Below are 15,043 nucleotides of genomic sequence, written 5' to 3' on the forward strand. Positions count from 1 at the left end.
CAGCAGGTACAAAAAATGGGTTTTCAGGCCAGTTAGTCGCGTGGCCCGCCGGCGACATAGAGGACCTGGCCGGAAGCGAAGCCCGCGCCCTCGCTCGTGAAGTAGGCCACCGCGTGCGCGATGTCCTCCGGGTAGCCGACGCGGCCGACCGGGATCGAGCGCGCAGCGATCTCCTGGTGCTCGCCGAAGTCGCGGCCGAGCAGGCGGGCCGTCTTGGCCGTCATGTCGCTGACCACGAAGCCGGGCGCGACGACGTTGGCCGTGACGCCGTGCTCGCCGAGTTCGAAGGCGAGGGCCTTGGTGAAGCCGATCAGGCCCGCCTTGGCCGCCGAGTAGTTGACCCGGCCCGGCGTGCCGAGCGCCGAGATGCTGGAGACGTTGACCACCCGGCCCCAGCGCGCGGCGACCATGTGCGGCTGGACGGCGCGCGTGGCGTAGAAGGCCGCGTTGAGGCAGACGCCCATCACGGCGTCCCACTCCTCGTTCGTCATGTCGGCGATGTCGGCGTCGCGAGCGAACCCGGCATTGTTGACCAGGATGGCCGGCGGGCCGAGCTCATCGGTCACCCGGCCGATCGCCGCGACGATCTCCGCCTCGCTCGCCACGTCGGCCCCGAGGGCCAGCGCCTGCCCTCCGGCGGCCGTGATCGCGGCGGCGGTGACAGCCGCGTCAGCCTCGGTCAGGTCGACCACGCCCACCGCATGCCCCTCGGCGGCGAGCCTGAGCGCCACGGCAGCGCCGATCCCCCGCGCCGCGCCGGTCACGATGGCCACCCGTTTTTGATCTTGATTCATTCCCGGAACTCTAGCCGTACAGCCCCGTGACCGTGGCGAGCATGTCGCGGGCGCGGTCAAGGGCCTGGCGGACCCGGCTGCCCAGCTCTGGGCTGCACCGATCCGGATACCTGACCCGGAAGGCCTCCCAGACCCGCTCCGCGTCGGCAGCAACCCCCTCCGCGTCGCCCAGCGTGGCCGGAATCCACACGTAGACCATCGCCGCCGACGCCATCGCCCAGGCCAGCAGGTCCTCGTGCCGGTTCGGCAGCAGCGCGCACAGCCTCCGGCACTGGCGGACGGCCTCCTCCAGGTGCCCTGCGGCCTCCGGCAACCGCTCGGCGGCGAAGCACTCGTACCCGAGGCTGATGAGCGCGATCGTCAGCTCCTCGTACTCCCCCGGCTTCAGCCCCGGCGCGGCCTGGAACGCCGCGACAGCCTCCGCCGTGGCGTCGGCAGCCTGCTGCCGGGTCTCCGGCGTGCGGGCCGGGTCGGCGTCGAGTGCGAGGGCCAGCTCGGTCAGCACGTCGGCCAGCTCGGCACTGTGCTCGGCCGGCAGCAGGGCAGCCAGCGGCCGGAGCAGGTCAGCCGACCGGTGCGCGGCGGCGAGGGCCGTGGCGTGCAGGCTCTCCTGGTTGGCGTACGCGGCCAGCCGGTTGAGGATCGCCGCCAGCCGGGCCTGGTCCGCGGTGGACGCTGCGGCCAGCGGCTCGTACAGGACGACGGCCTGCTCCAGGTGCTCGATCGCCTCACCGAGCTGGTCGAGCGCCGCGAGCCGCACAGCGTAGGCCGCGTGGGCCTCGGCCAGCGCCCGCAGGTCGGCCTCCCCGGTACGGCGAAGCAGCTCCTCGTGCGCGTCGTCCACTGCGGACACCGGGTCGGCAGGGGTCCGGGCCAGGCTGCGGACCAGGGCCGCGCGCATCTCCGCGACCATCGCCGCCGGATCGTTGGCCGCCGAGCCGCTGTCGGTGTACCGGCCGGGCTCCAGCTCGCGCGGATCGAGCCCGGCCAGGCAGTCCAGTGCCTCGCAGAAGAACAGCGGCTGGTGGTCCCCAGCTGCCGCCAGCACCTGGCCGTAGACGTTGAGGCAGGTCACCAGCCGGTACTGCTCGCCCGCCCCGCCCTGGCCAGCCAGCCACCTGGCCAGCGTGACGGCCTTGCGGGCTGGTTCGAGGGCCAGCCGGTACCCGCCGTAGTCGGCCAGCCAGCTCGCCTGCCGCGCCCACATCTCGGCCTTGGTGTCGAGGCTGGTCGCGCTCTCCGCCGCCAGCTCGGCCATCCGGGCGGCTTCCGCGCCCAGTGAGGGGAAGCCCGGCATCAGCGGGCGCCGCCCACGATCAGGCCGGCCGCCCGGCGAGCCGCCCCAGCGGCCTCCCGCTCGTCGGCCGGGTCGGCGGTCAGGGCGAACCTGGCCCGGAACGTCTCGGCGAGCTGGTGCAGCAGCGACGGCAACTCGGCTTCCCCCTCACCCAGCAGCTGGGCGGCTGCCTGCCCGGCCCAGATCGCGGAGTCCAGATCGGACAGTTTCCCGGTCGCGGCGAACCGCTCCCGCCACAGGCCGACCAGCGTCACCTGCGCGGCGGCATGTCCCGGCTCGCCAGGAGCCAGGCCGGCCAGGCCCATCGGCAGTACCTTCAGGGCGCGGTCGAGATCACCGAGCGCGCCGGCCGACCTGTACCGGGCGGCCAGCGCCAGAGCCAGCGAGATCAGGGCCTGCCCGTGCTGGCCCGTCTCGGGCGGAGCGGCCCGGACGCAGTCCTGTGCCAGGTGCACGGCCTCGTTCAGGTCGGCCGCCGAGCCCCTGGCCCGCAACGCCCGGCCAAGCTCGGTGGCGTACGTGGCGTGCATGGCGTGCTCGGGGCCGTCGGGGTCGCGGCTGCCGAGCACCAGCCGGTACGCGGCGATCGCCTCGTCCAGGTCGTCGGGGTCACCGGCCAGCTCGAAGCGGGCCAGGTGCGCGGCGGCGTACCGGGCCTGCCGTTCCGGCCACGCCTGGTCGGTGCCGGGGGTGAGCCTGGCAGCCTCGGCCAGCACCCGGTGCGCCTCGGCCAGGTCGGCCGGGGTGCTGATCCTCAGGTACCGGAAGAACAGCGCCTGCCCGAGCACGCTCAGCGCCCTGACCTGCACGTCCTCGGCTCCGGCCTGCTGGGCGGCCAGCGCCTGCCTGCACAGCTGCGCCGCCTCGGCCGCGTCCGTGAGCCGCCCGGTCAGCTCGGCGTGCACGGCGAGGCAGTGCGCGAGCATCACCTGGCAGAGCTGGTGGCTCTCCCGGCCGGGGGTGAGGCCGGCCAGCGTGCGGCGCAGCAGCCCTGCCGCCCCGGCGAGCCCGGCCGGATCTGACGGGCAGCCACCGGGCTGGGAGTCGCCGCAGCCAGCGAGGGCCTCGGCCTCGCGTACCCAGGCTCGGACCGGTTCGAGGTCGCGGTCCCACGGTCCTTCCTGGACAGCCGCCCTGACCTCCTCGCGCACCCCGGCCGGGACGAGTGCCGGGTCGGTGGCGTAGAGCATCGTGAACAAGCGCATCGCCTCCCGCCGGTCGGCTGCGGCGGCCAGGGCCGGCAGGACCTCGGCCCGGCACCAGCGCAGCATCGCCATCGCCTGCATGAGATCGATGTCGGGCTCGCCGGACGGATGCCAGTAGGCGCCGAGCACCCCGGCCGGGCCGGCCTCGGTGATCAGCCGGTCGTCGAGGACCATCGTCGGGTCGTCGGCGACCAGGAAGGCCCGGACGGCCTCCGCCAGCAGGCCCAGCAGCTCGGCCCGGCCCAGCCCCCCGCCATCGTGGGGGCTCACCCGGTCTTGCCCCGCTCGACCCAGCGGATCTGGAGATCGTCCCACCAGCCACGGTACCGTTCGGCGCTGTGCTGCCTGACCACCTCGACGGCCCGGTGCACGGGCACGGTCAGCTCGGACAGGCAGGCCACCTCGTACCCGGCCATGCCGTTGAGGAGCCGGTCCGGCTCACGGCCCGCCGGGCGCGAACGCTGCGGCCACACGGTCAGCCAGACCTGGCCCTGCTCGTACCGCTCGTCGACAGAGACCTCGATGTCCGCCCACTCGAAGGCTGTCCTGAGCCCCGGGCGGTCCACGATGATGCCCACAGCGTCGATCCGGAGCCGGAACGGCCGGAGCAGCACCCGCAGCCGCAGGGCGCCCCAGGCCAGCGCGGACAGGCCCGCCAGGCACAGCAGCGCGCCGAGCTGCCCGTTCAGGCCGGGGAAGCTGGCTGCGACCTGCACGCCGCCGGTGACCAGCGCCGCCAGGCCTGCCAGGAGCAGGGCCATCGTGACGGTGACCCGTGCGCCCTTGCGAGCGTGGAACTCCATTGTCGTCGTACTCCCGAGGGGCTTGCTCACGGTGGGCGTACGACTATCTCACTCTGGGGTTATGGAATGCTTTCGATTGAGAGTCCGCGAGAAAGCACTGGAGTCTCACGGACAGCACCGGATGGTCACAGTGGAGGATGACCGGCATGGAACGGCACGAGCTGGCAGCTGAGGTCAAGCGGCACCTGCTGCTGCGGGAACGCTCCGATGGCGAGCGGGTCGACCGCAGGCAGCTGGCCCACCGGATCGGCATCAAGGAGAAGACCCTCTACGCGTACCTGAACGGCACCACCCTCCCCCCGGCCAGCCGCCTCGACCGGCTGCTCTACGAGCTGGGCGTCGCGGAGGACGAGGTCGTCAGGCTGTGCTCGGCGCGGGACGAGATCCAGCTCAACCGGGCGGCGGCGGAGCCACCGGAGTCGCCGTACCACCTGGCCCGGCTGAAAACTGTGCTCCGGCTGGACACCCCGACCCCCGAGGCCTACGAGCTGCGCCGGGTGGTGGCCGGCCAGCACGGGCTGCGCGAGGTCCGCACGGCGCTGGACCTGCCGCGTGAGGCCGGCCAGGCCGAGCTGGGGCTGGCGGTGACCGTCCTGTTCGGAGCGCAGCTGGAGGTGGTGGAGAGCCCCCGGCCGCATCGCAGGGAGTTCGTGCTCCGGCTGCCCAGGCCGCTGCGGGCCGGCGAGTCCGCCGAGTACTGCCTGCATCTGCGGGTCGCGCCCGGTGAGCCGATGCGGCAGCACTACATCTTCACGCCGGAGCGGCGGTGCGACCAGTTCGCGCTGCGGATCCGCTTCCATCCCGGCCAGCTGCCGAGCTGGGTGCGGCAGGTCAGCGGCGAACCGGTCCGCGCGTTCGACGCCGCGCAGGCCCCGGCCGAGTCGATCGCGGTGGACGCGGTGGGCGAGGTCTGCGCCGACTTCCCGAAGCCGGCGCTGCACCTGGGTTACGGGCTCCAGTGGGGGTGACACGGGGCTGATGGATGAGGGGTGGGGCATGGTTGATCTCTACCGGTCCCGAGCTGGCTGCCGGGGTCCATCGCAGCCCACCCCTCATAGCCGCGAGTCCCTCACGATCTCCGTCCGGCTCATCATCAGGACCGCATCCTATCCAGGACCACCGACAAGAATCCTCAGCCGCGAACCGGCACCGGGTACTCCTTGAGGGTGATGCTGTTGGCCGCCTTGGTCGTCAGGTTCTTCAGCAGGTTCCCGAACATCGGGAGCGTGAGGATCTTGTGGGCGGAGTTGCGCAGGCCGATGCCCCTGGCGGTCTTCGGCGCGAGGAAGCTCCCGGCTCCGCTCGCGACGCGCTGGCAGGCCTTGGCGTAGTCCTTGAGCTGCCGTTCGTACTCGGCGAAGGCCACACGGTGGTCACCGGCCGCAGAGGCCAGCTCGCCAGCCAGCACGTACGAGCTGATCATGGCCATCCCCGCGCCCATGCCGCCGCAGGTCGCTCCGTAGCCCGCGTCGCCGAGCAGCGCGATCCGGCCGTTCGTGTACCGGGGCATCTGCACGAGGCTGATCGCGTCGAAGTAGAAGTCCTCCGCCTGCCACATCGCCTCGACGAACCGGGTGGCCTCCCAGCCCATCCCGGCGAAGGCCCTGGCGACGAGCCCCTTCTGCTGTTCGGTGTCCCTGCGGTCGAAGGTCAGGTCACCGCCGGCGAAGACACACAGGACGGACGCCGTACCGGGCCCGTGGCTGCCGACGCTGATCCCCCGGCCGGGCTCGTTGTAGAGCAGGCCGGCGTGGCCGAGCCCGAGATGGTCGGGCGCCGAGAAGATCGCGACGTGGTAACCGGTGTCCTTCACGAACTCCTTCTCCGGCCCGAACGCGAGCCGCCGCACGTTGGAGTGCAGCCCGTCCGCGCCGACCACCAGGTCGAACGTGCGCGGCGCGCCTCGCTCGAACGTGACGTCGACGCCGGAAGCGGTCTCGGTGAGCGAGGTGATCGAGTCGCCGAAGACGTACTCGGCGCCGTGCCGGGTCCGCTCGTAGAGCAGCTCGGCCAGGTCACCGCGCAGGATCTCCACGTCGCCGCCGGTGAAGTCGGCAGGCAGGCTGACCTGCGTCCGGCCCGCCGCGTCGATCAGGTTCAGCGGGCCGGGGCTGGTCTGGCGGGCCTGGATGCTGGTGAGGATGCCCATCTTCCGGAGCATCGTCAGGTGCGCATCGCCCCGGAAGTCGACGGCCTGCCCGCCCTGCCGCAGCTGGGGCGCACGCTCGACGACGGTCACCCGGTGCCCGTAGGCGTGCAGCCAGGAGGCGAGGGCCGGGCCGGCGATGCTCGCGCCGGAGATCAGGACGCTGAGGGACTTCGTGTTCGTCATGCCGGTAGGTTCACCGGCCCCGCTGACGGGCCGCGCACCAACGGCGCACGACCCTGGTCAGCGAGCTACTCCTTGGCAGGGTCCTCAGCGTCTGGATCGGAGTACCTGAGGTCGATCTCGGTACCCTCCCGCCACATCGCGCACAGGTCCCCGGCCAGCAGCCGTTCGGCGGCCAGATCCGCGGGCTGCTCGAGCCGGAGCGATCTGATCAGGTCGAGCCGCCCCAGATCGAAGGCGACGTACAGGCCCAGCGAATAGGACTGAGCCGCGGCGACCGCGCCACGGTAGGAGACCCACGCGACGCACAGCGGGAGGAGTACCAGCGGGAGCCATCTCCAGTGCCCCTGAACGATCAGGATGGCGGCTCCAGTGATCGCTGTCCCGGCTGCGGCCACTGCGAACCTGGCCGCGGCGTCGAGGGCGTCCCGGTGTCCATCCACTGTGTCCCGTACGCGCGGGTCCAGGACTGGGTACATCCGGGGCCAGGTGACCACCGCGTCCCATCCGTAGTAGCCGCCAGCGTTCTGCTCCGCGGAGGCGAGAATGTTGCCGAGCCTGGTGGGAAGCAGCCTCGTCCGCGGAAAACTCTCCCGGAGGTTCCTCGCGGCCAGTCCTGCCCGTGACTGGAACTCAGTGACCCAGCCAAGCGTGCTCTCAACCAGTTCGCGGCGGTCAGCTGGCGGGCCGGGCACGCCAGGCGTACCGGCCGTGATCTCCCTGACCATCTGCACAGAACTGTCGAGCTGCTCCGCAGGCCCACCGTCACGTGCCTGCGCCGCGTACCCGGGAAGAGCGTCAGCGGCCTCGGCCAGCGCGTCCAGCGCCCGCCCCTTGATCCGGCCATGTGCCAGTGCGCTGAGCCCAGTCCACAGGATCCGGAGGTTCGCGCTCTGGTCATCCGTTGCGGAGACCACCGCCTGCGCGCCCATCGCGAGGTTCAGGCCGGTGTCGGCGAGCAGCACCTCTCGTTCCAGCCGGGTACGCCGCCGGAGCTGGCCAGCTCGCAGGGCACGGCCAAGCGGGGCTGCCCAGGCAGGCAGGTACCCCTCGAGCATCCTGACCACAGCGAGCTGGAGGGGATGAGTGAGGACGACGATGATGGCGATACTGAGAATCAGCGTCACAACCTGCGCGGCGGTCAGCCTGCCGAGGAATTTCCAGGGTTCGGCCCAGCGCGGGCTCTCGTGCCGCCCGGCGACGAGCAGGGCGAGCAGCAGCAGGGCTGACATGGCGGCCGGCAACCAGCTCACCCGGAGCATGCGCACCGGGAGGTTCCCCAGCGCGGCCCTCGCCAGCTCCTCGGGCTTCACTGACGCCCTTCCATCGGAACCCCGTGCACGGGACAGGACGGTGGACGGACGTTCGCGTGTCCCCGGTACGTGAGCCTGGGGCAGCCTGATTCCGGGCAGGTGAAAGCCACTGGGCGGAAGCTGGCGGTCAGTCCCGGCAGTTCCTCGCGCCCGTCCGCCGCACCGTCAGCCGTGCGATGCCAGGTCCCGTCAGTGTCATCGTCCAGCAGTTCAGCGTGAACGACGCCGATCCGCTGTCCGTCCACTTCCAGGACGAATCTCCTTATCGAGGGATCGGCCCGGAGCACAGCCCGCAGCAACCCAACGGTCAGGTCGAATCCGTGGTCAGCGTCGCACTCCACAGTGACGTCGGCGTCGCCCGGCCCACCGTGGTCGATCAGGATCTCGTAGTCGGTCAAGCTGTCTCCCCGTAGCGATCGCGGTGGTCCCGTGGCGGGCTGCGGCCCGCAGCTCCGTCTGGTATGGACTATAGAAGCCACGCTATGTCCAGCCCCGGGAGGACCGACCTGTGCTCAGGTCCGAAGCCAGCCTGATCGAACAGGCCCTCGACGTCTACTTCGCCGAAGGAGACGACGTGATGCTACGCGACAGGCAGATGACCCGCGCCCTGAGGCGGATCGGAAAGACGGCCGGAAGGAGCCCCGGGCGGGCGCGCCCTCTGCTCGGCAGGGTCATCGAGGCACACTGGCACCGCTCGCTCATCCTCGGGCGGCACGGCTGCGGTGGCTCCGACCTGCTGGCGGCCCTGCGCTGCCACGCACTGGCCGGGGCACCCGACCTCGGGACGATCTCAGCGAACCTCCAGGACCGGTGGGACGCGGCGCTAAAGGTCGCGGCATCCGGCTGGGATGTCGACGAGGTGCTCCACACCTTCGCTTTCCTCCCGGCCATCCCGCACCTGGAATCACCGCTCGCGTCACGAGCCGCTGTCCGGTTCCTCAAGAAGGAGATCCGCCGGAACCGCTCAAGTCCCGTGACCGTGTCGGCGCTGCGCGTAGCTACGGCCTGTGTGCTGACCGGCCACGCCGTGCTGGCAGGGGAGCCTGGTGCCTGGCAGTCGGCCGCCGAGTCGCACCATGACGCTGTACTGCGGGCCCCAGCGGGTTCTTTTGCCCAGTGGACAGCCGTGTCAGCGCAGCTCGAACACGTTGTGACCCATCGCCGCCACCTCACGGGGCAGGAAAGCCAGGCCCCGCAGGAACCATCCAGCCCGCCGGAAGCACCTGACCATCCCTTGGTACTCATGGCGATGGCCCGGTCAGCCCGGCATGCCTCCGACGCCGGGGACCGCGGCAGGGCAGGCGCAGCCGCGCAGACTGCTGCCACGCTGGCCAGCCGGGCCGCCGGCCTGCTCAGGAGCTGGCCACTGACCATCCGGACGGATCTGCTTCTGGAGTGCGGCGAGATCGCGCTGGCGGCCAGCGACGAGCCGGGGACCAATCCGGATCCCGGCATCCTGGCACTGGCAGCCGAATGCCTGGCGACCGGCGGCACTCGCGCGGAGCACGACGCAAGGGCATGGCACCTCACAGCGCTCGTCCTCGATCGCCAGGCCGAGCGGGCCACTCCAGCGGAGCGGGAGAGGCTGCGAGCCGCCAGCGCCGGGGCGTGGGAGCACGCCGTCCGGTCCGTGCCATACAACGCACCAGTGCTCGGGCTGGACATCGTCCGGGATCTGCTGGGCAACCGCCACGACAACGTCCTCGCCGGCGTCCTCAACGTTGGCGGTGACCAGGACGAACGTTCCGCCCTGCAGGGTTACCTCCAGGAAGCGGTCGACCCAGGCCTGCCGCAGGCCACGAAACAGCGGCTCCTCCGGCGCTGGCCCAACCTCGCCAGCGAAGCGGCGGCGGTCGCGCTGGCTGCTCGTGAGGCGACCCGCGCGCTGGACCTCCTGGAGTCCTGCCGTGGTGTGCTCTGGGGGCAGCTCGCCGACACACGGTGGGACGTGGCGGCACTCCGCCAGAAGAACCCCTACTTCGCACTCAAGCTCGAGCAGCTGGCCGCCTCCGTCCGCGGAGCGCAGTTCGCCGCCGCGCCTGCCGCTTCCTGGGGTGACAGGGAAAGGTCGCGGACGGCCCGTTCCTTCGTCAGCCTGCTGGCCGAGCTCCGCAGCTTCGAGGGCCAGTACTCGCAGATCCTCTGGACGCCCGATCCCGCCACGGTCCAGGGCCTGCTGGACCCACACGAGACCGTTGCGGTGGTCAGCGCCGCACGCGCCGGTTGCTTCGCCGTGCTCATTTCCCGGGACGGGGTCCGCCAGATCGAGCTGGATCTGCTCAGGGTGGACGGCGCTCAGGATCTCCAGCGGAGGCTCAGGGACATCGTCGGCCGCCTTGCCACCAGCCGGTCCGAACTCGACCGCAGGAGCGGTGAGCTCCAGATGCGCAAGCTGCTGACCCACCTGTGGGTGGCCATCGCCGAGCCGGTGCTGTCCACCCTGCCACGGGTTCCTGGTGTCCCGGACGACGAGCGGCGAGTCTGGTGGTGCCCGACGGGTCCCCTGACAGGGCTCCCACTGCACGCCGCAGGGCAGTTCAGGGGCAACAGTCCCGACCGGGAACTGACCGTCGTCGGCAGGGTCGTCTCCTCCTACACCCCGACGCTTCGCGCTTTCATCCGCGCCAAGCGTCATGCTCCGGGCGCCCCCGCCGGCAGCGCACTGGTGGTGGCGATGCCGCGCACTCCGGGCCTTCCCGACCTTCCCGGCGCCAGTGCGGAGGCGGAGGCGGTACGTGAGCGGTTCCCTGGCCGGGTGAGAAGGCTGACCGGGCGGCGGGCGACAGAGGCCCGGGTCATCCGCCAGCTGCCGCGGTACCAGGCGATCCATTTCAGCTGTCACGGCAGCTCACGCCCCAGTCAGTTGCACCTGCACCGCAGCTCGCTGGATATCGGCGAGACCGGGACGCTCATCGCGCTGGCCGAGTCGGGAGTCCAGTTCGTGTTCCTGTCCGCGTGCAGTACCGCGGAGGGTGATCCGTCACTCCCCGACGAGTTCCTGCATATCACGGCAGCGCTACACGAAGCGGTACCGGCAGTGGTGGGAACGCTGTGGCCCGTTGACGACGCGGCACTCACTCCGGACCTCGTCGCGTCCTTCTACTCGGCGGCCAGCGCCTCCGGCGCGTTCGATCCCTCGGGGACAGCCGCCGCCCTGCATAGAACGCTGCGTACGCTGCTCTTCGACCCCGCCCAGTTCAGGGAGCACGGGGAAACCCGCTCGCCGTGGCACTACTTCCCGACCATGTGGGCACCCTTCATCCACGTCGGCCGCTGAGCACGGACGGCCTGCCAGACCTCGCAGCCTTGTCGCGGAAGTCCTGGGCGGCCCGCCGATCGGCGCCGGCCCCACCAGCATCGAAGCGAGCCTGGTAGAACCTGGCCAGGAGTTCGTAAGCCCCGGCTGGCTGAACCCTCATCCGCGCGAGTTGCTTCACCTGACCCGCCGTGGACAGGGCCGTTGCGTGCAGCACCGCCCGGTGCTCGCCGTGCTCCGTGCACGCCTGGATCCTGAGCTCGAGTTCCCTGAGGTTCCTGTCCCAGTCCACTGTGGCCTTGTCGGTCAGCGCCCGTTTGCGGACATAGGCACGCCAGCCCGCCTTCCGGGTGAGCCACAGGCCCCGGACGGCGAACCCGAAGGCGATCAGGTAGCTGAAGCCGAAGACTGGAGAGGCGAGCTCCGGACCGGGCGCCAGCTGGGCCACGATCGCGATGCTGGCGCTGAGGCTCACCACCTGCGCACATCGCCGGATCTTCGGATAACGCCGTACGTACTGCCCTCGGAGCAGGAACCACACCGCCCCGGCGAACATCATCACCGTGACGATGAACTGCGGGAGGTCAAAGGGCATCGCGTTCACCAGCCTGCCGTCTGAAGATCGCATCCTGGATCGCGGCGACCAGATTGCTCTCGTGCTCGTCCTGGAGGTCCAGGAGGGCACCGTCCGAGGTCCGGTTCACCATCGACTCGATCTTGCGTGCCAGCGGGCACCTGCGAACTTGGCTGCCATGACGCTCGTGCCGGGCGTACAGCTTCTCAATGATCTCCTGGATCCGGTACCGGGCTACCGGATCTCCGTAACAGGCACGTGCGGCCCAGTCAGCCACAGTGGAGTCATCAGGACCGGGCCTGAGGTCCCAGACGCAGCTCGACTCCGGCGGCTCTTCTGGCCCGGGTGCTGCTGGTTCGCCGGCCAGCCACGACGGAGCTGACCTCTGCGGGGACTGATCGCGGGACGCCTTCCGCACGTACGGCCTGATCTCCGGCGGTACTTTGCCATCGCGCAGGTCGTTGTAGAGGGTGACAGCTCGCTCCAGATCCCGGTACTCGCATCCGGTTCCCGCAAGAATCTTGTATCGCAGATAGTGGAAGAGTGCCGGCAGCCGGACAGCCTGCTCCCGGTAAAGCGGCGAGCCAGTAACCGATATCCCGGCGTGTCTGGTCGCGCTGACCTTCTCCGCCAGCGCGACGGCCGAGCGGTCAAGGATCGTGTGGGTGTTGACCGGATCGGCCTGGTACTCCTTGAGCACGGCCGCGAGCTCCACTTCGGCCTGGACGTACTCGAGCAAGTTGAGATCCATGTCCTTCTCCGAGCGGAGTACCCACACCAGCCCGTTGCCGGTCTCCGTGGGCGTCCGCGACGGCGGCGGGAAAAGCTTGCGGTGGGCTCGCTTCATCCGCCAGTACCTGAACGACACGATCAGGCCGCCGGCTGCCAGGCCGCTGCCGACCAGGGCCCAGGGTCCGCCTGCCGCGATCCGCACACCCAGCAGCCCGTCGAGGCTGGCGAAGGCGGCTAGCGCCGCGGCGTCCGCGACGGCGATGACGAGCCAGACCACAAGGAGGTACTGCACGTCCGGTGGCCGTGGCAGGTTCGAGGGCCAGGCTGCCCGGCGCCTGGCGAACCGCGGGATGGCGGCAGCAGGCCATGCCAGCAGGTTCACCCCGACGAGCAGTGCCTGGAGCAGGACGGACAGCGGCCCAGCCCAGTTGTCCAGCGCCTGCTGTGGCGTGAACTTCAGCGCACCAGCCGGGCTGGCTATGCCGACGAGCACCAGGCTCGTCACGACCAGAACGGGCAGGAACTGCTCTCTGCACTGCTGGGCGACACCAGGCTTCGTCGACATGTCCGTCCCGCCACGAGGTTCCATCGAGAAAGGTCAAGATACAACCTCCGGGGTCACCGAGCGGAACGTCCGCACCGCCAAGAACCGGCGTTACAGCCTGGCGAGGCTCCGGGGGCTTCCGGCACCGGATTCCACGGCCTGGCCGACCAGTAGTTCGGCGGGTGTCCCGGGGAGCCGCACCGGGGCCGCGCCACGGTTCCTGATGGTGTGGAAGGCGACCGTGGCCCAGGCGACGACGAGTCCGACGTAGAGGATCACCGCGATCCAGCCGAGCACCGTGGCTCCGGTGCGGGCGGCGAGGACGCTCGTTCCCGTGACACACGTGCCGAGCGGGAAGGTGAAGGCCCACCAGCCGAGGCTGTAAGACGGCCGGGCAGTGCGGGTCACCGCGAGCGCCAGTGCCAGCCAGAGCATCGCGAATCCCCAGGTCGCAAGGCCAAAGACCAGAGCGAAGACCTCAAGCCCCTTCGCGTACCCTGCGGGCAGCGCGCTCCCGGCCACGTTTCCCAGCAGCCCGGCGGCGGTGATCGACTGGCCGAGCGGCCCGAGGACGATCCACATCGCGGGGACGGTCGCGCCGGCCGGCTGGGCGTGGTGCATGAGCCGGGAGTAGACGGCGGAGATCACGAACACGGCGGCGAAGAGACTCAGCCCGAACATGGCGTAGCAGGCCAGGAGCATCGTGAGCCGGGGCTGCCCTGCCGGGGCGTGCGGGACGAGCAGCGCGCCGGTCGCCGCCGACACCATCGGGGGCACGATCGGCAGCAGCCAGGCCCCGAAAGCGGCGTCGGCCGGGAACTGGTGCCGCGTGATCATGCGGTACGGGACGGCGCAGGCGGTGAACAACCCGAAGCCGGTACCAGCGAACCACAGCACCCACGCGACTCCCACGTGCCCGGGCAGCGCCCCGCCCAGCAGCAGCGTCCCCGAGCCGACCGTGAGGAACGCCATCGCCACGGCCCCGTATGACTGGCTCATGACCGGATCCGCCCAGTACCCGCGCCGCAGCCGGGTCACCAGGACCAGCAGGAGCACGGCGGCCAGCGCCCACATCACGGTGGCCGCGCCCCGCAGCCCCGGTACCTGGTGGGGCAGGGTCACGGCGGCGTTGGCCACGATGCCGGTACCCATCACTGCCGCGAACCAGTTCGGTGTCACCCCGCGCTTTTCCATGCCTTCAGCCTCGCGCGGCCGGGTTTGCGCTGGTAGTGGGCTCGGGGCGATGGCGGGCATAGAATGGGCCTATGCCTCTGTCGCCGCGCGTCCCCGACCTCGCGGCCCTTGACCTGCTGCTCAGCGTGATCGAGCTGGGCAGCATGGGCCGGGCCGCCGAGGCGCACGGGATCAGCCAGCCGTCGGCCAGCTCCCGGATCAGGTACCTCGAACGGCTGATCGGCCAGCCGGTCCTGGAGCGCAGCACGCGCGGCTCCCGGCCGACCCCCGCCGGGGCGCTCGTCGCCGAGTGGGCCCGGGCGGTCGTGGGCGCCGCCCAGCAGCTCGACGAGGGCATCGCGGCGCTCCGGGACGAGACGGGCAGCCACCTGCACGTGGCGGCGAGCCAGACCATCGCCGAGTACCTGTTCCCCCGCTGGCTCGTCGCCCTGCGTACCCGCGAGCCGGGCGCGACCGTGGCCCTGCGCTCCGGTAACTCCGCCGAGGTCGCCCAGTCCACGCTGGAGGGCGGGGCCGGCGTCGGGTTCGTGGAGAGCCCGGTGATCCCGCGCGGGCTCCAGGCGCACGCGGTCGGCACCGACACCCTGACGATCGTCGCCGCCACGCCCACCGGCCCGCTGACCCCGGCCGAGCTGGCCGCCGCGCCGATGATCCTCCGCGAGCCGGGCTCGGGTACCCGGATCGCCTTCGAGGAAGCCATGCGCGCCGTGCTGCCCGGCTGGCAGCCTGCCCCGGTGCTCGAACTGTCCTCCACGACCGCGATCAAGACGGCAGCCGGGGCCGGGGCCGGCCTGGCTGTCGTCAGTTCGCTGGCTGTCGCGGCGGAGATCGCCTCCGGCGCGCTGCACGCCGTCACGGTGCCCGGCCTCGACCTCCGCCGCACCCTGCACGCCGTCTGGCCCAGGTCCAGCCGCCTCACCGGCCTGGCGGCCACCCTGTACGCCATCGCCAGGAGCTGAGACAGGGGTCACGGTGACGGCGGGTACGGGCCGGTAGCCGGAT

The 15,043-nt window shown here is 71.1% G+C and carries 13 protein-coding genes; 3 read left to right on the forward strand and 10 right to left on the reverse strand.

Translation table 11 applies throughout. The annotated features are described in order from the left end of the window. Nucleotides 1-32: 32 nt before the first annotated feature. Genes fabG through A3G1_RS0113055 form a run of 4 tightly spaced genes read right to left on the reverse strand, consistent with a single transcriptional unit; the run spans nt 33 to nt 4,099 of the window. Nucleotides 33-794, reverse strand: a complete 762-nt coding sequence (fabG, locus tag A3G1_RS0113040) for a 3-oxoacyl-ACP reductase FabG (RefSeq protein ID WP_026212102.1) — start codon at nt 792-794, stop codon at nt 33-35. 10 nt (nt 795-804) lie between these two features. Next, nucleotides 805-2,091 (reverse strand): hypothetical protein, encoded by a 1,287-nt coding sequence (locus A3G1_RS0113045; protein ID WP_018349919.1) that lies wholly within the window; start codon nt 2,089-2,091, stop codon nt 805-807. Further along, a complete protein-coding gene (locus tag A3G1_RS0113050) occupies nt 2,091-3,566 on the reverse strand; it encodes a hypothetical protein (protein ID WP_018349920.1) in 1,476 nt (491 codons plus the stop codon). Before A3G1_RS0113050 ends, A3G1_RS0113045 begins: the two co-directional genes overlap by 1 nt. Further along, nucleotides 3,563-4,099, reverse strand: coding sequence for a hypothetical protein (locus A3G1_RS0113055; RefSeq protein ID WP_018349921.1), 537 nt, complete (start codon nt 4,097-4,099; stop codon nt 3,563-3,565). The genes A3G1_RS0113050 and A3G1_RS0113055 overlap by 4 nt, the downstream gene beginning before the upstream one ends. A 146-nt stretch (nt 4,100-4,245) precedes the next feature. Here A3G1_RS0113055 and A3G1_RS38520 point away from each other — a divergent pair, with 146 nt between their 5' ends. Next, nucleotides 4,246-5,067, forward strand: coding sequence for a helix-turn-helix domain-containing protein (locus A3G1_RS38520; protein ID WP_018349922.1), 822 nt, complete (start codon nt 4,246-4,248; stop codon nt 5,065-5,067). 164 nt (nt 5,068-5,231) lie between these two features. On the opposite strand, the gene A3G1_RS0113065 is transcribed toward A3G1_RS38520, so the two are convergent. The 3 genes from A3G1_RS0113065 to A3G1_RS0113075 all read right to left on the reverse strand — a co-directional run bounded on the left by A3G1_RS0113065 (nt 5,232) and on the right by A3G1_RS0113075 (nt 8,139). Beyond that, nucleotides 5,232-6,431, reverse strand: a complete 1,200-nt coding sequence (locus A3G1_RS0113065) for an FAD-dependent monooxygenase (RefSeq protein WP_018349923.1) — start codon at nt 6,429-6,431, stop codon at nt 5,232-5,234. Between the two features lie 65 nt (nt 6,432-6,496). Continuing rightward, nucleotides 6,497-7,741, reverse strand: a complete 1,245-nt coding sequence (locus tag A3G1_RS38525) for a hypothetical protein (RefSeq protein ID WP_018349924.1) — start codon at nt 7,739-7,741, stop codon at nt 6,497-6,499. After that, the gene (locus A3G1_RS0113075; RefSeq protein ID WP_018349925.1) at nt 7,738-8,139 is read right to left on the reverse strand and encodes a hypothetical protein; all 402 of its coding nucleotides are present in this window, start codon (nt 8,137-8,139) and stop codon (nt 7,738-7,740) included. Before A3G1_RS0113075 ends, A3G1_RS38525 begins: the two co-directional genes overlap by 4 nt. 110 nt (nt 8,140-8,249) lie before the next feature. Between A3G1_RS0113075 and A3G1_RS0113080 the strand changes: the two genes are divergently transcribed. Then, nucleotides 8,250-11,018, forward strand: a complete 2,769-nt coding sequence (locus A3G1_RS0113080; RefSeq protein ID WP_026212103.1) for a CHAT domain-containing protein — start codon at nt 8,250-8,252, stop codon at nt 11,016-11,018. Here A3G1_RS0113080 and A3G1_RS0113085 read toward each other — a convergent pair. The 3 genes from A3G1_RS0113085 to A3G1_RS0113095 all read right to left on the reverse strand — a co-directional run bounded on the left by A3G1_RS0113085 (nt 10,999) and on the right by A3G1_RS0113095 (nt 14,041). Then, nucleotides 10,999-11,592, reverse strand: a complete 594-nt coding sequence (locus tag A3G1_RS0113085; protein WP_157641108.1) for a hypothetical protein — start codon at nt 11,590-11,592, stop codon at nt 10,999-11,001. The genes A3G1_RS0113080 and A3G1_RS0113085 overlap by 20 nt on opposite strands. Next, entirely contained in the window at nt 11,582-12,892 is a 1,311-nt protein-coding gene (locus A3G1_RS0113090; protein WP_157641109.1) for a condensation domain-containing protein, read from the reverse strand. The genes A3G1_RS0113085 and A3G1_RS0113090 overlap by 11 nt, the downstream gene beginning before the upstream one ends. Before the next feature lie 66 nt (nt 12,893-12,958). After that, a complete protein-coding gene (locus A3G1_RS0113095; RefSeq protein WP_051110522.1) occupies nt 12,959-14,041 on the reverse strand; it encodes a TDT family transporter in 1,083 nt (360 codons plus the stop codon). A gap of 71 nt (nt 14,042-14,112) precedes the next feature. Here A3G1_RS0113095 and A3G1_RS0113100 point away from each other — a divergent pair, with 71 nt between their 5' ends. Next, nucleotides 14,113-15,000, forward strand: coding sequence for a LysR family transcriptional regulator (locus A3G1_RS0113100; RefSeq protein ID WP_018349929.1), 888 nt, complete (start codon nt 14,113-14,115; stop codon nt 14,998-15,000). Nucleotides 15,001-15,043: the final 43 nt, after the last annotated feature.

This window comes from Longispora albida DSM 44784, assembly GCF_000379825.1.
Classification (GTDB): domain Bacteria; phylum Actinomycetota; class Actinomycetes; order Mycobacteriales; family Micromonosporaceae; genus Longispora; species Longispora albida.